This is a genomic window from uncultured Methanobrevibacter sp., from assembly GCF_900314615.1.
In the GTDB taxonomy this organism is placed as follows: Archaea; Methanobacteriota; Methanobacteria; order Methanobacteriales; family Methanobacteriaceae; genus Methanocatella.
In genome coordinates, this window is the sequence record NZ_OMWA01000028.1 from 1 (window position 1) to 16,370 (window position 16,370).

Below are 16,370 nucleotides of genomic sequence, written 5' to 3' on the forward strand. Positions count from 1 at the left end.
ATGGCACAAGGACAACCAATTTTTATTTTACCTGAAGGTACTAACAGGTCTGTCGGTAGAGATGCACAAAGAAATAACATTTTAGCTGGTAAAGTATTAGCTGAAACTGTAAGAACTACTTTAGGTCCAAAAGGAATGGACAAAATGTTAGTTGACGGACTTGGTGACATTGTAGTAACCAACGACGGTGTTACAATCTTAAAAGAAATGGATATTGAACATCCTGCAGCAAAAATGCTCGTAGAAGTAGCAAAAACCCAAGAAGACGAAGTTGGAGATGGAACTACTACTGCAGTAATCATTGCTGGAGAATTATTAAAAAAATCCGAAGCTTTACTTGACTCTGACATTCACCCAACTATCATAGCTATGGGATACAGAAAAGCAGCAGAAAAAGCACAAGAAATCTTAGATGACATCGCAATCGACGATGTAGATTCTGAAACTTTATTAAAAGTAGCTATGACTGCTATGACTGGTAAAGGAACTGAAGCAGCACGTGAACCATTAGCAAAATTAATCGTAAATGCTGTTGAAGCTGTAGCAGACGAAGACGGTGTTGACATTGACAACATTAAAATCGAGAAAAAAGATGGAGCTGTTGTTGAAGAATCCAACTTAGTTGAAGGTGTAATTGTAGACAAAGAAAGAGTACACCCAGGCATGCCTTCTGAAATCAAAGGCGCAAAAATTGCATTAGTCAATGCACCATTAGAAGTTAAAGAAACTGAAATGGACGCTGAAATCACAATCACTGACCCTGCTCAAATGCAAGCATTCATCGAACAAGAAGAAAAAATGGTCAAAGACATGGTTGACAAAGTTGTTGAAGCAGGCGCAAACGTATTATTCGCACAAAAAGGTATCGATGACTTAGCACAACACTACTTATCCAAAGCAGGCGTTTTAGCTGTAAGAAGAGTTAAAAAATCTGACATTGAAAAATTATCCAGAGCTACTGGTGCAAATGTCATTACCAACTTAGATGACTTAACTCCTGAAGACTTAGGTGATGCAGGAATCGTTGAAGAAAGAAAAATCTCCGGCGAAGACATGATCTTTGTAGAAGAATGCAGTGGTGCAAAATCCGTAACATTATTCGTAAGAGGAAGTACCAAACACATCGTTGATGAAATCGTAAGAGCAATCGAAGATGCAATTGGTGTAGTAGCAGCTACCGTAGAAGATGACAAAGTTGTTGCTGGTGGAGGAGCTCCTGAAATCGCAATGGCTAAAAAACTCAAAGACTACGCAGAATCCATTTCTGGAAGAGAACAATTAGCTGTAAACGCATTCGCAGAAGCTTTAGAAATCGTACCAAAAACCTTAGCTGAAAACGCAGGTTTAGACAGCATTGACTCATTAGTAGATTTAAGAGCTGCACAAGAAGACTCCTACTACATGGGATTAGATGTATTTACTGGTGAAGTAGCAGACATGAAAGAAGCTGGCGTAATTGAACCAAAACGTGTCAAAAAACAAGCAATTCAATCTGCATCTGAAGCAGCTGAAATGATTTTAAGAATCGATGACGTAATCGCATCCACCAAAGGCCCTGAAGACATGGGTATGGACCCATCCATGGCTGGCGGAATGCCACCAATGATGTAAATTCAAAGAAATTTTTATAATTTCTTTCTCTTTTTATTTTTTTTATGAAACACAGACTTATTTTTCAATCATCAGTTAATGATGAAGTATTTTATCTAAAAGATATTGTTTTTGTAAAGTTCAATGTCAGACGTAACGGAATTTCCACATCAAAACTCAACGGAGGATATTCCAATAATTTTGAAAGTGTTTTCAATCACCATTTGTCTCAGCAAAACATTGATTATCTTGAAGGCCATGACGTTGAGGATTATCTCATACAGCAGTGCTGGACTTTAAATATTGATTCCAGCCGTACAACAGCTTTAATAACATTGGCCAGAATGAAAAGTACAAGCATTGTGTATAAAACATTTAAAAATATTGAAGTCATAGCGATTACTACTGCCGGAGTTCGAACAAACGCCTCCAGAGCAGGGGATCCCTCATCATACTATGAGGAAAACGGCAAGTTCGGAACTATCAATACTATTATTTTAATTAATGTCCGTTTGGATGAACCGACACTTCTTGAAGCATTTATGACTGCAACTGAAGCTAAAACAGTAGCTATGAATGATTTAAAAATACCTTCCCAGTATTCAAATCATTATGCAACAGGAACCGGAACCGATGGTCTTGCAATATTTTCCAATACTGAATCTGATATTGAAGTGACCAATGCCGGAAAACACTCCAAATTGGGTGAAATGATTGGACAATGCGTCATAGAATCCGTCAAAAAGGCAGTTAAAAAGCAGGTATGGATTTCTCCAAAATCACAGTCAAACGTACTGGTCAGACTAAACAGATATCAGCTGGACATTAATGAGTTCTATGATTCTCTTGACTGTGATAAAAAAGAATTCATTCGCCATCTTCAAAAGGAAATGAAAAAACAGGATAATGTAGCTGTCACTACATCTGTATTAAATTTAATAGATGAGGCTAATTTGGGGCTTGTTAAAAAAGAGGATGCCTTTAATCTGGCAGTTGAAATAAAAGAAAAATGTAATAGTTATCCAATAAAAACATTACTGGAGTATTGGATAAACTATTTTATTCGCTGATTTTGAAATCTTCTATTTGTCCGTTGTCCTGGACTATTTTAGCAATTGACTCTTCTGCAGCAGAGAGTTTATTTTCACAGATTTTAACTAACTGCATTGCATTGTTAAATTCATCAATAGCATCATCGAGAGGCACCTCTCCGTTTTCCAGTTTGTTTACAATTTCTTCCAGTTTCTTTAGACTTTCTTCAAAACTTAAATTTTCCATTATATCACTCTTGTATTTATTGTTCCATCATCAAATTCAACATCAAGCTTATCTCCTGATTTAACATCTTTTGCAGAAGATATGACTTTGCCGTCCACTTTTGTCAGGGTGTATCCTCTTTTCAATGTTAAAAGAGGATTTAGTATAGTTAGCTTATCAACATTTCTCAAATAAGGTTCTCTTTTCATTCTGATTATTTCATCAGGATTTTTCAAAACATTTTTGTTTTCAAGTTCGTTTAGTTTGTTTCTGTTTTTTGTTATGATGCTTTTGGATGTGAGTTCCAGCCGGGTAACCAAATTGTCCAGTGTCATTGCCTTAATTTCATAGATTGATTCGGGATTTTTCAGAATCTGCTTTTGTGAAAGATTATTCAGGAGGGTTCTGTTGTGATGTATCATGTCATTCATGCTCTTGTTCAATCTTCCTGACAGCTGACTGATTTTGTATTTGACTTCATTAATGTCTGGAACTGCAATCATTGCCGCTCCTGTCGGTGTCGGTGCCCTTTCATCTGCAACAAAATCGGAAATGGTAAAGTCGACTTCGTGACCTACCGCACTTATAACCGGAATTTCACATCCATATATGGCTCTTGCAACAATTTCCTCATTAAAAGGCCATAAGTCTTCAATGCTTCCTCCTCCACGTCCGACAATCAATGTATCAATGTCAAAGTTCTGTGCATTTTTTATCTGGCGTACTATTTGAGGGCCGGCCTGGTCTCCCTGAACTAAAGTTGAAAAGACCAGTATTTCACAATAAGGGTATCTTTTTTTAATTGTAGTGATAATGTCTCTTATTGCCGCACCGGTTTGCGCTGTAACGACTCCTATTCTTTTAGGATATTTCGGTATCTCTTTTTTATGATCATCATCAAACAGACCTTCAGCTTCAAGTTTCTTTTTAAGCTGCTCAAAAGCTACATGCAGATTTCCAACGCCGTCTTCAGTCATGGTTGTGGCATACAGCTGATATTTGCCGTCTCTTTCATAGACTTCAATTTTACCTTTAATTATTACTTTCATACCGTTTTCCGGTGTGAATTTGAGAGAACTTTTCCTGCCTTTAAACATTACTGCAGGAATTTGTGATTTTTCATCTTTTAAGGTAAAATAACTGTGTCCACTTCTGTGAGCATTGTAATTGGATATTTCTCCTCTGATGTAAATGTTTTTCAGCTTGCGGTCGAATTTCAGCTTTTTGTTGATGTATGCATTAATCTGAGATACTGTATAACAATCTTCTTCCATACATTCACCTTAAATTCAATGTTGTTATTATGATGTATCAAATAAATACAATTTGCTATTTTCAGACCAATTTTTCTTTAAATTTAGGCAATCTATTTAAAATTGATTGTACAATATAATCGTAGGTGACATTTATGAGAATTAAAGATGAATTAATTGGTAAAGAAGTTTTGGATTCCGAAATTCAAATAGCCGGTAAAGTTTTTGATGTTGTGATGGATAAGGATACTTATGAAGTTACTGATTTGGTAGTTAAAAAAACAGGATTTTCCGAACAGCTTAAATCAAGTGAAGATGTTGTTCCTATTGAGCTTGTTAAAGTAATCGGGGATAAAATAATACTTAAAGGCGTAGATGATTTATAATGGTTTCTAAAGAACAATTAATTGATTTATTAAAAGAAAATGAGGTTTTTCTTGAAGGAGATTTTACTTTATCTTCCGGAAAGAAAAGCAATTATTACATTAACATGAAAAAGGCAATCACAGAGCCTAAAATCCTTTCAACTATTTCTAAATTAATCACTGAAAAAATTAATGATGATGAAATCGATAAAGTTGCAGGTCCTGCTTTAGGTGCTGTTCCGATTGCAACAGCTGTTTCACTCGAATCAGAATTGCCTTTATTAATGATTAGAAAAGAAAAAAAGGGATACGGCACTTCAAAACTCATTGAAGGTGAGTTGAATGAAGGTGACAGTGTTATTGTTGTTGAAGATGTTTCCACTACTGGAGGATCTTTGTTAAAAGCAATCAAAGCTATTCAGGAAAATGGAGGAAATGTAAAAAGAGCTTTTGTAGTTGTTGACAGACAGGAAGGTGCTATTGAAGAATTTGAAAAAGCAGGAATAACATTAGAACCTTTAATAACTGTTAATGAATTTTTTGATTAAAAAAAGAAAAATTGAGAGTTTTTACTCTCAAAAATATAATTTTATTTTTTTACATGATGAACGAAATGTGGAAGTTCGTCGATGATAATTCCCAAAGCTGTTTTCACAGCGTTTGGGGAACCGGGCATTGAAAAAATGAGAGTCTGTTTATAAACCCCGGCTGTTGCTCTTGAAAGCAGTGCAGCTGACCCTATTTCTTCATACGATACGGCTCTAAAAATTTCACCGAAGCCATCCAATTTTTTTTCGAAAAGTGATTCAACTGTTTCAACTGTAATATCTCTGGAGTCTAGTCCGGTTCCTCCATTTGTTATAATAACATCAATGCCATCAATAATCATAGTTTCAATCGATTTAATTAGTTCATCTTTTTCATCAGGAATTAAACTCCTTGATTTTAAAGTATATCTGGATTCTAATTCTTCAGCCAGATATTTACCTGACAAATCTAATTTTTCGGATTTTCTACTATCGCTAAGAGTAATTATTCCGCAGGTAATGTCTGCGGAAGCTTCTTTTTGATGTTGTTTTGATGTTTCACTTTTCATAGTATAACCAACTTACTGATTTTTTTGTTCTTTGATATAGTTATATTCATCTAGCAATTTAATTAATTTATCGCTAGGGTAGTAATAGGTGTATTTCTCGAATTTTTCCTTTACCGCAAATTGATGATTACAAAGTATTCTCATATGATATCTAATAGTTTTGTAATCGAGATGTAACTGTTTTGCAAGCTGGTGTGCATTTTGTGGTCTTATTAGTATTTCATCAAGTATTCTTATTGTAGTTTGTCCTCCTGGTCTTCCGATAAGTAAACTGGACAATTCTTTGTTATGAATGTTATGGCCGGTTGTCATTATTTCTTTCACCTGAGTAGAATTCCCATAAAGATATGGCCCATTTTTTAGCATTTTCATCGTGTGCAATCAAAATCTGTGAATCGTCGTAGTGTCCATCTTTGAAAAACAGTGTCAAAGACATAAATTCTTTGGACTGAGTTAAAAAGATAGTTACGGGTTTGTTGATAATTATTACATTGACTTTTTTGCTATTGAGTAATTCTTTTCTGAATGTCTCATTAGTTTCTATGGACCTATAAATTTCAGTAGTAATAATTATTTCAATTTTTTTTAATTTATCTTCGTTTAATAAAGAAATAATGTGTTTAAAGTGATTTTCAGAGTATATTGGCAGTATCATCTGTAATTCTGTAGAGTTTGAAATCAGGTTAATGTATTTGTTGAATGCAATTGAAAGATCGCTTGTTGTTGAGTTAATGTATTCCGCATCTTTTAGAAGATAAATATTTTTTATGATCTCTTCCGGGATATCAGACAAATCGTGATTGTCCCAAAAGATCTCATTTTTGCTCAAAGCGTACCAGTTCTCGATTAATTTTACCATGTTGGTAGTTAATAAATACCCATTTGATGTTAGTTCATAACATTTTTGGGCTTTTTTAACTAGGTTTATCGTCTCCAGCTCTTTGAGCCCATGTAATATTGTTGCGGAAGGTTTTGTTAATTCTTTTCTTAATTCATCCAGATTTTTCGGAATTTCGTATAATGCCAGGAGTAGTTTAGCACGCATGTTTGATGTTAATATGTATTTAATGTCCCTGTATTCCCTGGTCAGTTCCTGTTTTGTTTCAAGATTAGTCATTTTATCACCCTGTGTTTCACATGTTCAAATAGTTCTTCAGCCCATTTGCAAGATTTGTTGTCATCTGAAATCAGTATTCTATTCTGGTCAAAACTGTCGTCATTTTTAAATAGGCCAAGACTCATCTTATCATCGCAAATGGTTAAATACAAATACAGATCACTTTTAACAGAATGTATTTGCAGTTTTCCATTTCTTATTGATTCGTTTTTTAGATTCTCATTTATAGGAGTAATTAATGCTTGAACTATACTTTTCGGTACAATGAGTTCTATTGATCCACCTTTTACTAAAATTTTCTCAATCAGCTCCGGATATTCTGGATGAAGATATGGGAAAATTGCTTTAACGTTTTTAGATTCAATTAACTGTTCTTTTATGGTATTGTGAGTTTTATAAATGTCTAATGGTGTAGTTTCAATTAATTCACAATCCTTTAAAGCAGTAAGGTTTCTCATTGAATCAATGCTTAACTGGTTCAGGTTATGCTTGTACCAGATTGAGTTGAAGTCATTAATTATATCGACACTATTTTTAAACTCCATCAGTGTTTTGAAATAGATTTTAGCCATAGGATTGATGTAATATTTATTCCTGACTTTTCTGATGAAGTTATTTTCTTCTAACTTATTTACGTTGCTTGAAACAGAACTGTAGGTAATTGCTGTTCTTTTGACAAGTCCTCGAACATTATCTGGACAATCATATAATTCACTGAGAATTTTTAGTCTGATTTCGGATTTTGCAAGAAATCTTATATCACTATTTATTTCATTGTGACTGTACATTTTTTTATATCCTCCATTTTTTCAATCATAAAAATTCTTGAAATCTGCCGAGAATTTTTCGGTAATAAGTCATTTTGTTATTGGAATTTAAATAAATTATTCCAAACTTGTCCAAAGCTTATTCCAAAGTTTTTCCAAGCTTTTTCCAAACTTATCCCAAACTTTTCCCAAACTTATTCCAAACTTGTCCCAACCTTTTTTCAAAGTAGGTTGCATAGATAATTCAACTTGTCTTATAAAAATAACAATTATATTTATATTTTGTGTATATTAATTTTTTTTCCATTTGATTTTACAATAGCTAAAATTTATAACTTCATAAAATTAAAATATCACCATGAAAATATGTTATGTTTTAGATGCATCTGCTTTTATAAATGGTTTTCAAATGTCATCTAATAATAATTTCACAGTTCCGGAGATTACTGCTGAAATAAAAGATTTTGAGTCACGTTTAAAGTTTGATTCTACCATAAATGAAGGATTGGTAACAATAGAAGATGTGGAAACTGATTACCTCAATAAAATCAATGAAATCATTTCTCAAAGCGGTGATGTTTTAAGACTTTCAGGACCTGATAAAAAATTAATCGCTTTAGCTTACAAGTTATCTGATATGGGAGAAAACGTGAAGGTCATAACTGATGATTACACTATCCAGAACACTTTAAAAATAATTGGCATTTCCTATTCAGGCATTATAACTGAAGGTATCAAGGAAGTTTATAACTGGAAGAAAGTGTGTGAAGGATGCAAAAAGGAATTTGATGAGGATTATCCTTTTGATGACTGTGAAATATGTGGATCAAAAATATTTAAAAAGAGAATTAAGGTGAATAAATGAGGATTGGAGTAGTAGTTCACGGTCCGAATATTATAGATTCAGGTTATGCATTAAAATTGATGGAATTCCTAAAGCAGTATGGGGATGTTTCAGCAAGGCTGGGAGGAACTATGGGCAGAACTGCAGTTATTGACGCAAGTCTTGAGAATATGATTGACATTTCCCGAAAACTTGTTCCCAGCGATTCTTTAAAATTATTTTATGAAGATAATGTGGATGTGATTTTTTTATTGAACTACGGAAAATCCGATGTGACTGGCCAGGTATTCGGATATAAGGTTTATAATCATTTTGCCGGAAAAATCAGTGAAAATAATATTCCTGTTATTCAAATTGAAAGGCCTGGTGAAGATGATGGAAGCATCATACCCTGGAACAATAATCTGGATTTGGTGGATGAACTTTCAGAGAAATTAAATCTGAGTGTTGTTCTTCCTCGGGAAGTCTATGAAAATCATATTAAACAGGATAATGCAGGTTTTAATCAGAGAATTGTGCATGGGGTGAGTTCAGGTGAAAATATTATGGTTAACAGTGTCATCATAGGAAAGACTACTTCCGATAGTCTCACACTGATTGCACGCGATAATCACATTGTTGATATAATAGGCGGTGAGCTGAAAAGCCACGGTGTTGAAAAACTCGGAGAAGTGGATTTGGACAGCGCCATAATAAAAACCGGTCTTTTAAGACATGCAAAGGTTACTCCCAGGGTCATATCTCATGACAAACCTGATAAATTTAAAGTAACTTTTTTGGACCATGCGGGTGAAGACGTATATAAATTCAGAGATTCTTCTCTGGTTATCACTGTCGGTGATGATACAACTTTGATATCTTCTGACATTTTGTACCGATTTGATATACCTATAATTGGAATAACTGATGGGGATTTGGACAAGGTTGTAGAAGATGGATTCAAGGTTAAAGATTCTGTCATCTTTGAACTTCAAAGTGGTTTTGATGACATCTGCGGTCAAGATATTAAAACGAAAATGTTCGGCGGTAAACAGGTCACTTATGATTTCTCAAGCATTGAAGAAGTAAAGGACAGAATAGTTGAAATAATAAATAATATTAATTGCGAATATAAAATTAATTATATCAGTTAAAAGGAAGTGTAATCATTGGATTTTAAAAATCTTGTTAAGGAAATTCAGGAGTTTAAGGGAGTCTCACGTAAAAGCTCCATTGATAATGTTATTTCTCTTTTAAATGAAGCTTACAACGTTTCCGGTGATGTTGTTATAGACATAGGAGATGACGCTTCAGCTATTGACATTGGAAATAATCAGGTAATGCTTATTGCTGCAGACGGAATCTGGGGAGATATAATGAATGTAAATCCATACTGGGCCGGATACTGTTCTGTTCTAGTAAACGTCAACGATATTGCTGCTATGGGCGGAAAACCTTTGGCAATGGTAAACATAATGTCAATAAGCAATGATGATATTTATGAAGATTTGCTTAACGGAATCAAGGACGGATGTCTGAAATTCGGAGTTCCTATGGTTGGAGGACACCTCCATCCTGACGGGGAAGTTGATTCATTGGGCGTTGCAATAGTTGGAATAGCTCAAAAAGACAAAATCATAACAAGTTTCGGCGCTGAAGCCGGAGACAAGGTCATTGTTGCAATCGATCTGGACGGCAAACCTCATGAAATGTTTAGCCTTAACTGGGATACAACATACGATAAGGATGCAAAGCTCGTTCAGGACCAGATTACAGCTGTTCAGTACCTAGCTGAAAATGATTACATAAAATCCGGAAAGGACATTTCAAATCCTGGAATTTTAGGAACTCTGGAAATGCTTCTGGAAACTTCCGGCAAGGGTGCTGTCGTCAATCTTGAAGACATTCCAAGAAATGAAAGTGTGGAATGGGTTGACTGGCTCAGGTCATATCCGGGCTCAGGCTTTGTATTTACTGCAAGTGAAGATAAATGCGACTATATCAAGCAGTATCTTGCAAAATATTCTATTGAAGCGGAAGTTGTCGGTGATGTAACAGACACAAATTCCCTTTATCTGAACTACGGTGATGAACAGGCAGAAGTCTTCAATCAGGATAAAAACCCGGTATTTATTTTTAAATGATGTGATAATATGGAAATAGGCAAAATAGTGACAAATTCATTAAAGTATCCTTTTAGAAATATCAAGAAATTACCTATTCTGTTTATTCTGTTTATTTTAGTTGCCTTTGTTCCGATTGGCATAATATCTGATAACCGTTATGTTTTAATTTTAGGGTTCATTGCATTTTTTGCATTTATTCTGATTGTGCCGGGCTATCTCTTTTCAATGGTTAGGATAGGATTAAACGAATCCGCCATGTTTCCCTCAATGGATTTTGGAAATACAATAATGGATTCCATTCGTATGATTGCTCTTAGAATGGTATATATGATTGTTCCGGCTATAGTATTTTTCATTGCTTTTTCTGCAGTGGGCATGTCTGCTGTTGATATGATAAGGGACTTTAAACTGCCTTCTTTAATATTTTCCGTGATTGTAATTATCCTTTTTGTCCTGTTTGTCTACATTGTATTTGAAGTGCTTCTCTTTTTTGCTAAAGCAAGACTGGCTTACCTGAATAGCCTAAGTGAAGCCGTAAAAGTTCATAAGGTAATGAGTGATATTAAAAATTTAGGGATTATCAATATACTCAAATGGCTGATACTAATGGCTGTAGTGATGATTGCAGCTTCTTTTATATCATCATGGGTTATGTCAATTCCGTATGTCGGACTTTTAATTTATATTGGAATTGTAATTCCGATACTGGAAAGTATAGGCAATTATTCCCTGGGACTTCTGTATTCAAATATTGCTTTAAACAGTAATGATATGTCCAGAGTTGCATTGGATTATAAAAAATATTAAAAAAAGAAAATATTAAGGATTGCACAACTTGCAGGGTACATATCCTTGATCTACAGCTTGATTTCTTGATGAGAAAAATACTTTGTTTCCTTCTGACATTTTACTGACACTGCTGCAGCTTGCCTTATGGAATTTTCCGGTATTTGCATTTCCCACATAACTTCCTGATCCTGATGATGCGGAAGATGATGAATCGCCGGAATCATATGAGGAGCTTGAAGATGAAGATGTGCTGTGAGTATCAGCTACATGGGTGTCTGCGTTTGCCCAGTTGTAAGGATAAAATTCACTTGGGGGCATGTACATTATCTCAGCAAGTCCTTCTTTTAAAAGCATTTCATTGACATTTTTACCGTCAACAATAACGACTCCCAATGTTCTGCCGTATTTGTCTGAGTGCTTTGAATCGTCAATATCGATACCTACTGTTTTTCCGAGACATAATTTCTGCACGAAGTTTTTGGATGTAATGTATCCTTCAACACCTCTTTCGGGAGTATTGACTCCTACGAAACGTATCTTATCTCCATTGTCCAGATAGATTGTATCTCCGTCAACAACCTGTGTGCACACTGCACTTTCTTCAACATGGCATTCTGTATCGCTGTATTTGCTCAGTATGTCTGATGCTGACATGTCTGAATATTTGGTACTTGGAATGTTATGTGAAAATCCGGTACCTGTGTATGCGCTAGCAATGGAAAGCGCTGATATAGCTATCAGTAAAATCACAAGTAGTGAAACGATGTGTTTTTTGTTAAATGACATCATTTTTCCTCCTTGAATATATTTGTTATCACTTTGTGTAAATATAGTTTTTGCAATTATGATAAGTAATTTTAATATATAAAAAGATTATAAATATATAATATTAAAAATTCTTATTAGGAGATTGTATGTTAATTAAAATTAATGGAGAAGAAATAGATGTGGCAGAAGCTTCAACAATTCAGGATGTAATTGCTGAAACTAATGCTCCATATACTCCTGGTAGTATTGTTTGTTTGATTAAAGGAAAAAAGGAACTTGAGAAGAACATAAGCAAATATAAAATTAAAACAAATCAAGGTTCCATAATCATTCAATTGGACGAATCCGAAGAAGCAAAACCTTTAGTTGATGTATGGAAAAATCAATATGAGGAATTTGTTGATTTGGATATAAGATGGTCCACTCCGACAGAAGTGGCAATCGGTCCTATTGTAACTGATCTGGAACCGACTTCAGATGAATACAAATATTATGAAGGGGATGTTGTTTTAAGTTTATCTAGTTTTAGTAATGAATCTACTCATTTAATTATGCTTAAAGAGAATACAACCAACGTTTATAGTGTACCTCCGTACAACAAGGGAATATTTGCCCGTGTCATAGGTGGTAAAAAAACTTTGGAAAATCTCACAGATGATGACAGGGTAACCGGTATCGAACCTATCATAGAGAGAAGTACAAGCACTGACATGATTTCAGTAACTGATTTAAGCACACAACTGGAAGAAGGAAATGAGCTGTATACTTATATCTCTTTTGATATTGATGAAGAGTCTCCTGTCAGTGTTGAGCATCTGTTCTCATTAATTAAGGACGGTAGAATCAAGGTTTCTTATGACAGTGAATCTTTCATAGGTTTTTATGAACTTCAAGGTATCGAAAAACCGAAAGAACATACTACTCAAAGAGTCAGAGGAACAATCACCGTCAGAAATGATGGTGTAGGTGTTGGAAAACTATTCGTTTATCGTGAAAACAGAGTATTAACTCCAAATCATACTACTGTTGGAAAAATCATTAACGGTATGGAAATTATCGATATTGCTAAGGAAAATGATTTCATTACTGTAAAATCTGAAAGACAAAGATTGATGTTGCTGAATAAAACTCAAAAAGAGGCTACAGAGCTGTTGTCTGCTGCAGGAGTTGAACATCTAATCGATGGACTTGTTGACGAGAATGCAGTTATTGTTGAGCAAAATCCTAAACATACAATTGATATCTTAAAAGAAGGCCAAGTGATTACTAAATCCGTTAATAAAGAGGATTTATGCAAAATCAAATTTACAGATAATGCGCCAAGGTCTGTCAGATACTTCAAACGTCTGTCCGGTCTTTTAGAAAACCCTATCGGTAAAATAAAAGTCCACTTTTCTGTACCTGGAATGCACATTGTTATTTTTGAAGGAGATAAAAAAGCTGCGAAAGGTTTGGTTCCTGAAAATAACCCTGTAGATAAAGTTATAAGAGGTCAAATCGGTATTACAAATATGGCTTCAAAAAGTGCAGGTCTGATCGGTATCAGATTTGAAGACAATTCTGAATTCGGACCGACTGCTGAAAGCTTTGAAGCGACTAACATTATTGGTGATATTGTTTCAGATTATGATGCTCTTGAAGAATTAAAAGAAGGAGTTGTAGTATATGTCACAGAATCTAACAATGAGTCCTGATTTAGGTAAAGAAGATTGGGACCCTGATGTAATTACCCGTATGATTTTTATTGGACCGGGAGCTCATGTAAGCGAACAAGAAATTGTAAGCGAATTTCATATGCTTGGTTTACCTCTTACAATAAAAAATACCTGTTATGGGTCTATGATTAGTGGAAAAAGTGAAGATGTTTACAAAGCTATTGAAGAGATAAGAAAACTTGATCCAAACCACATTTTCACAAAGGAAAGAGGTTTCGCTCCAGGTGATCCTAGAAGATGCAGAGGTCACAGATTTGGACCTAGGGAAGGATTCCACCAAATGGAAAAAGAATATAGAATACTTGGTTTTGTCTCCAAAGCTTTAGAAAATCCGAAAGAAGTTGAACTGGAAGAGAAAAAACCAGTTGAAGTTGACGAATTTAAAAAGATTATGGACGAATGTCTTGAAAACAAATAATGTGGTGAAAACATGGTTAAAATTGCGGTTTATCCTCCAAACTCATTAATTTTGGCAGATTTACTTGAAAGGAAAGGTCATACTCCTTTAGTTTTACAAAAACAAATTAGACAAAAAATTAAAGATCCGGAGATTGATTCTCCACCAATGAATATTACTGAAGAAGATCCGATTAAAGGACTTAAATATGCGGCTATTGAAGTTCCGTCTGGTGTTCGTGGAAGAATGGCTATTATAGGACCTCTTATAGATGAGGCTGAAGCGGCAATTGTTGTCGACGGCGCTCCTTACGGATTCGGTTGTATTGGATGTGCAAGAACCAATGAATTGTCCATTTTCTTACTCAGAAACAAGGGCATTCCTGTATTGGAACTCACATATCCTACTAATCAGGATGAAACTTATGTTATGGTAAATAAAATTAATGAATTTGTAGATTCACTAGAAGAAACTGTCGGGGAGGAATAAGAATGGTTAAAATTGCTTTAGTTTCATGTGGAACAGAATACAGTGGAATTCAAAAGGAAATTGAAAAAGCGGCAAACAAGTTCGGTGCTGAAATTATCCTTCCTGAAATCGATTTAGATTATATTGACGAATCCTATGAAAAATTCGGATTTTCAGCTCAAAGTTCAAGTTTAAAATTAATGATTGCAAGAGCTATGGCTATTGTTGAAGGCAGATGCAAACCTGATGCAGTATTTATCGCAACCTGTTTCAGATGTGCAGAAGCGGCTCTGGTCAGAAATGAAGTCAGACGTTTCATACAAAACAATACTCGTATTCCAGTAGTTACCTATTCATTTACTGAAAGGACAAAAGCTGACGAATTGTTTATCCGTATGGAGGCATTGGCTACAACTGTAACTCGTAGAAGTATCCTTGCTCGTGAAAAACAAGAAGGACTCACTCTTGGACTTGATTCAGGTTCAACAACTACAAAAGCAGTGCTCATGGAAAACAACAAGGTTATCGGAACCGGATGGACATCCACCAAAGACATTATTGAATCTGCTAAAACTGCAGCTGCAGAAGCATTCGAACAGACTGATTACGGATGGGATGATTTAGACGGTATCGGAACTACCGGTTACGGTAGGTTTACCATGGGTCAGGAATTTGGAGCAGAACTCATTCAGGAAGAACTGTCCGTTAACGCAAAAGGTGCAGTATATCTTGCAGACTGTCAGAAAGGAGAAGCTACTGTACTGGACATCGGTGGTATGGACAACAAGGTAATTACCGTAAACAACGGTATTCCGGACAACTTTACCATGGGTGGTATCTGTGCAGGTGCATCAGGAAGATTCCTTGATATGACTTCCAGAAGACTGGACGTTGATATTACCGAATTAGGTCCTCTCGCAGTTCAGGGTGACTGGAGAAAAGCAATGCTTAACTCTTACTGTATTGTATTCGGTATTCAGGACCTTGTTACTACACTTGCTGCAGGAGGTTCCAAAGCGGATGTTGCAGCAGCTGCCTGTCACTCCGTATCAGAACAGGTATACGAACAGCAACTTCAGGAAATTGATATTCGTGAACCTTTAATTCAAGTAGGCGGAACAAGTTTGATTTCAGGTCTTGTTGAAGCGGTAAGTGAAACTTTAGGTGGAATTGAAGTTATTGTTCCTGAATATTCTCAGCACATCGGTGCTGTAGGATCAGCTCTTTTAGTATCCGGAATGGGACACAGACAAGATAACAAATAAATTTAAGGACTGGTTTACATGTTAGTAGAATGCTACGATGAAAGAGGTGCAGAAGTTTATGAAATCATCATTAAGCAGATTTTCCAGGATCTGGTTCTTGGAGCTGCTGTAGATGATTTAAGAGCTTATGTAAATCCGGATGATCCTGTATTTATCTTAGCTATCAAAATGAAAAAAACTTCAAGTGTAGTTAAATTTGAGGATGTTGCTAACCTCACTTACGTTAAAGATGATGACGTTACCCGTATACTTGTAGATAATGAAAATTATCTTCCTAATATTCTCAAACAGTTATGGAAAAGGTTTTCCAGAGAGGAAATCTATCAGCCTAACAGATATCAGCTTGAAATTGCAGGCGACAACACAGATTTGAAAACTTTGGTTATAGATGACCCTCATTCCAATCTCCAAAGGAGAATCTATGATGCAATATTCAGGATATTGCCTGAAGGTTTTAAAATCATCAAGGACATGTCCACTGATAATATCGTTACTGTGGTAGCTACAGATGAGTTAATTGCTGATGCATGGATTGAAAAAGCTAATGAATATATATCTGAGTTGGAAAATTAAA

Annotated in this window: 20 protein-coding genes; 13 read left to right on the forward strand and 7 right to left on the reverse strand. The window is 35.2% G+C overall.

Features of this window, described 5'->3' with window-relative positions; translation table 11 throughout:
* Both thsA and QZN33_RS09535 read left to right on the forward strand, forming a co-directional pair.
* Positions 1–1,611, forward strand: a 1,611-nt coding sequence (gene thsA / locus QZN33_RS09530) for a thermosome subunit alpha (RefSeq protein ID WP_296791604.1), incomplete at its 5' end; no start/stop codon positions are given.
* Positions 1,612–1,655: 44 nt separating this feature from the next.
* Positions 1,656–2,660: an adenosylcobinamide amidohydrolase gene (locus QZN33_RS09535; protein ID WP_296791606.1), complete on the forward strand. Its 1,005-nt coding sequence runs from the start codon at positions 1,656–1,658 to the stop codon at positions 2,658–2,660.
* Here the strand turns inward: QZN33_RS09535 and QZN33_RS09540 are convergent.
* Both QZN33_RS09540 and xseA read right to left on the reverse strand, forming a co-directional pair.
* Positions 2,650–2,868, reverse strand: coding sequence for an exodeoxyribonuclease VII small subunit (locus tag QZN33_RS09540; protein ID WP_296791608.1), 219 nt, complete (start codon positions 2,866–2,868; stop codon positions 2,650–2,652). The genes QZN33_RS09535 and QZN33_RS09540 overlap by 11 nt on opposite strands.
* Positions 2,868–4,121 carry an exodeoxyribonuclease VII large subunit gene (xseA, locus tag QZN33_RS09545; protein ID WP_296791611.1) on the reverse strand — a complete coding sequence of 418 codons (1,254 nt, stop codon included), beginning with the start codon at positions 4,119–4,121 and terminating at the stop codon, positions 2,868–2,870. The genes QZN33_RS09540 and xseA overlap by 1 nt, the downstream gene beginning before the upstream one ends.
* A gap of 134 nt (positions 4,122–4,255) precedes the next feature.
* Between xseA and QZN33_RS09550 the strand changes: the two genes are divergently transcribed.
* Positions 4,256–4,486: a PRC-barrel domain-containing protein gene (locus QZN33_RS09550; protein WP_296791614.1), complete on the forward strand. Its 231-nt coding sequence runs from the start codon at positions 4,256–4,258 to the stop codon at positions 4,484–4,486.
* The gene (pyrE, locus tag QZN33_RS09555) at positions 4,486–5,013 is read left to right on the forward strand and encodes an orotate phosphoribosyltransferase (protein ID WP_296791617.1); all 528 of its coding nucleotides are present in this window, start codon (positions 4,486–4,488) and stop codon (positions 5,011–5,013) included. The genes QZN33_RS09550 and pyrE overlap by 1 nt, the downstream gene beginning before the upstream one ends.
* Positions 5,014–5,054: 41 nt before the next feature.
* Here the strand turns inward: pyrE and QZN33_RS09560 are convergent, their stop codons facing one another.
* The 4 genes from QZN33_RS09560 to QZN33_RS09575 are packed head-to-tail and all read right to left on the reverse strand — an operon-like array spanning position 5,055 to position 7,466.
* Positions 5,055–5,561 (reverse strand): molybdenum cofactor biosynthesis protein B, encoded by a 507-nt coding sequence (locus QZN33_RS09560; RefSeq protein ID WP_296791619.1) that lies wholly within the window; start codon positions 5,559–5,561, stop codon positions 5,055–5,057.
* 12 nt (positions 5,562–5,573) lie between these two features.
* The gene (locus tag QZN33_RS09565; RefSeq protein ID WP_296791622.1) at positions 5,574–5,873 is read right to left on the reverse strand and encodes a winged helix-turn-helix domain-containing protein; all 300 of its coding nucleotides are present in this window, start codon (positions 5,871–5,873) and stop codon (positions 5,574–5,576) included.
* On the reverse strand, positions 5,857–6,678 hold the full coding sequence (locus tag QZN33_RS09570; RefSeq protein WP_296791625.1) for a winged helix-turn-helix domain-containing protein: 822 nt from the start codon (positions 6,676–6,678) through the stop codon (positions 5,857–5,859). Before QZN33_RS09570 ends, QZN33_RS09565 begins: the two co-directional genes overlap by 17 nt.
* Positions 6,675–7,466, reverse strand: a complete 792-nt coding sequence (locus QZN33_RS09575; RefSeq protein WP_296791626.1) for a winged helix-turn-helix domain-containing protein — start codon at positions 7,464–7,466, stop codon at positions 6,675–6,677. Before QZN33_RS09575 ends, QZN33_RS09570 begins: the two co-directional genes overlap by 4 nt.
* A gap of 337 nt (positions 7,467–7,803) precedes the next feature.
* On the opposite strand from QZN33_RS09575, the gene QZN33_RS09580 reads away from it, so the two are divergent.
* From QZN33_RS09580 to QZN33_RS09595, 4 genes are read left to right on the forward strand one after another with little or no spacing between them, the layout of a single operon-like run.
* Positions 7,804–8,310: a ribonuclease VapC gene (locus tag QZN33_RS09580; protein WP_296791629.1), complete on the forward strand. Its 507-nt coding sequence runs from the start codon at positions 7,804–7,806 to the stop codon at positions 8,308–8,310.
* Entirely contained in the window at positions 8,307–9,422 is a 1,116-nt protein-coding gene (locus QZN33_RS09585) for a DUF2117 domain-containing protein (RefSeq protein ID WP_296791633.1), read from the forward strand. Before QZN33_RS09580 ends, QZN33_RS09585 begins: the two co-directional genes overlap by 4 nt.
* A gap of 15 nt (positions 9,423–9,437) precedes the next feature.
* The gene (locus tag QZN33_RS09590; protein ID WP_296791643.1) at positions 9,438–10,412 is read left to right on the forward strand and encodes a methanogenesis marker 2 protein; all 975 of its coding nucleotides are present in this window, start codon (positions 9,438–9,440) and stop codon (positions 10,410–10,412) included.
* A 9-nt stretch (positions 10,413–10,421) separates the two neighbouring features.
* Complete coding sequence (locus QZN33_RS09595) at positions 10,422–11,201, forward strand: DUF4013 domain-containing protein (RefSeq protein WP_296791645.1); 780 nt, start codon at positions 10,422–10,424, stop codon at positions 11,199–11,201.
* 12 nt (positions 11,202–11,213) lie between these two features.
* Here the strand turns inward: QZN33_RS09595 and QZN33_RS09600 are convergent, their stop codons facing one another.
* A complete protein-coding gene (locus QZN33_RS09600) occupies positions 11,214–11,969 on the reverse strand; it encodes a thermonuclease family protein (protein WP_296791648.1) in 756 nt (251 codons plus the stop codon).
* A 128-nt stretch (positions 11,970–12,097) separates the two neighbouring features.
* On the opposite strand from QZN33_RS09600, the gene QZN33_RS09605 reads away from it, so the two are divergent.
* From QZN33_RS09605 to QZN33_RS09625, 5 genes are read left to right on the forward strand one after another with little or no spacing between them, the layout of a single operon-like run.
* Complete coding sequence (locus QZN33_RS09605; RefSeq protein WP_296791651.1) at positions 12,098–13,645, forward strand: methanogenesis marker 3 protein; 1,548 nt, start codon at positions 12,098–12,100, stop codon at positions 13,643–13,645.
* Positions 13,617–14,084 carry a methanogenesis marker 6 protein gene (locus tag QZN33_RS09610; RefSeq protein ID WP_296791655.1) on the forward strand — a complete coding sequence of 156 codons (468 nt, stop codon included), beginning with the start codon at positions 13,617–13,619 and terminating at the stop codon, positions 14,082–14,084. The genes QZN33_RS09605 and QZN33_RS09610 overlap by 29 nt, the downstream gene beginning before the upstream one ends.
* Before the next feature lie 12 nt (positions 14,085–14,096).
* Positions 14,097–14,552 (forward strand): methanogenesis marker 5 protein, encoded by a 456-nt coding sequence (locus QZN33_RS09615; RefSeq protein ID WP_296791658.1) that lies wholly within the window; start codon positions 14,097–14,099, stop codon positions 14,550–14,552.
* Between the two features lie 2 nt (positions 14,553–14,554).
* On the forward strand, positions 14,555–15,796 hold the full coding sequence (locus tag QZN33_RS09620; protein WP_296791661.1) for a methanogenesis marker 15 protein: 1,242 nt from the start codon (positions 14,555–14,557) through the stop codon (positions 15,794–15,796).
* A gap of 18 nt (positions 15,797–15,814) precedes the next feature.
* Positions 15,815–16,369 carry a methanogenesis marker 17 protein gene (locus QZN33_RS09625; RefSeq protein ID WP_296791664.1) on the forward strand — a complete coding sequence of 185 codons (555 nt, stop codon included), beginning with the start codon at positions 15,815–15,817 and terminating at the stop codon, positions 16,367–16,369.
* Position 16,370 lies beyond the last annotated feature (1 nt).

Coding starts and splice junctions, on each gene's coding strand:
- QZN33_RS09535 (WP_296791606.1), top strand. CDS start 1,656: ATGAAACACAGACTTATTTTTCAATCATCAGTTAATGATGAAGTATTT.
- QZN33_RS09540 (WP_296791608.1), bottom strand. CDS start 2,868: ATGGAAAATTTAAGTTTTGAAGAAAGTCTAAAGAAACTGGAAGAAATT.
- xseA (WP_296791611.1), bottom strand. CDS start 4,121: ATGGAAGAAGATTGTTATACAGTATCTCAGATTAATGCATACATCAAC.
- QZN33_RS09550 (WP_296791614.1), top strand. CDS start 4,256: ATGAGAATTAAAGATGAATTAATTGGTAAAGAAGTTTTGGATTCCGAA.
- pyrE (WP_296791617.1), top strand. CDS start 4,486: ATGGTTTCTAAAGAACAATTAATTGATTTATTAAAAGAAAATGAGGTT.
- QZN33_RS09560 (WP_296791619.1), bottom strand. CDS start 5,561: ATGAAAAGTGAAACATCAAAACAACATCAAAAAGAAGCTTCCGCAGAC.
- QZN33_RS09565 (WP_296791622.1), bottom strand. CDS start 5,873: ATGACAACCGGCCATAACATTCATAACAAAGAATTGTCCAGTTTACTT.
- QZN33_RS09570 (WP_296791625.1), bottom strand. CDS start 6,678: ATGACTAATCTTGAAACAAAACAGGAACTGACCAGGGAATACAGGGAC.
- QZN33_RS09575 (WP_296791626.1), bottom strand. CDS start 7,466: ATGTACAGTCACAATGAAATAAATAGTGATATAAGATTTCTTGCAAAA.
- QZN33_RS09580 (WP_296791629.1), top strand. CDS start 7,804: ATGAAAATATGTTATGTTTTAGATGCATCTGCTTTTATAAATGGTTTT.
- QZN33_RS09585 (WP_296791633.1), top strand. CDS start 8,307: ATGAGGATTGGAGTAGTAGTTCACGGTCCGAATATTATAGATTCAGGT.
- QZN33_RS09595 (WP_296791645.1), top strand. CDS start 10,422: ATGGAAATAGGCAAAATAGTGACAAATTCATTAAAGTATCCTTTTAGA.
- QZN33_RS09600 (WP_296791648.1), bottom strand. CDS start 11,969: ATGTCATTTAACAAAAAACACATCGTTTCACTACTTGTGATTTTACTG.
- QZN33_RS09605 (WP_296791651.1), top strand. CDS start 12,098: ATGTTAATTAAAATTAATGGAGAAGAAATAGATGTGGCAGAAGCTTCA.
- QZN33_RS09610 (WP_296791655.1), top strand. CDS start 13,617: ATGTCACAGAATCTAACAATGAGTCCTGATTTAGGTAAAGAAGATTGG.
- QZN33_RS09615 (WP_296791658.1), top strand. CDS start 14,097: ATGGTTAAAATTGCGGTTTATCCTCCAAACTCATTAATTTTGGCAGAT.
- QZN33_RS09620 (WP_296791661.1), top strand. CDS start 14,555: ATGGTTAAAATTGCTTTAGTTTCATGTGGAACAGAATACAGTGGAATT.
- QZN33_RS09625 (WP_296791664.1), top strand. CDS start 15,815: ATGTTAGTAGAATGCTACGATGAAAGAGGTGCAGAAGTTTATGAAATC.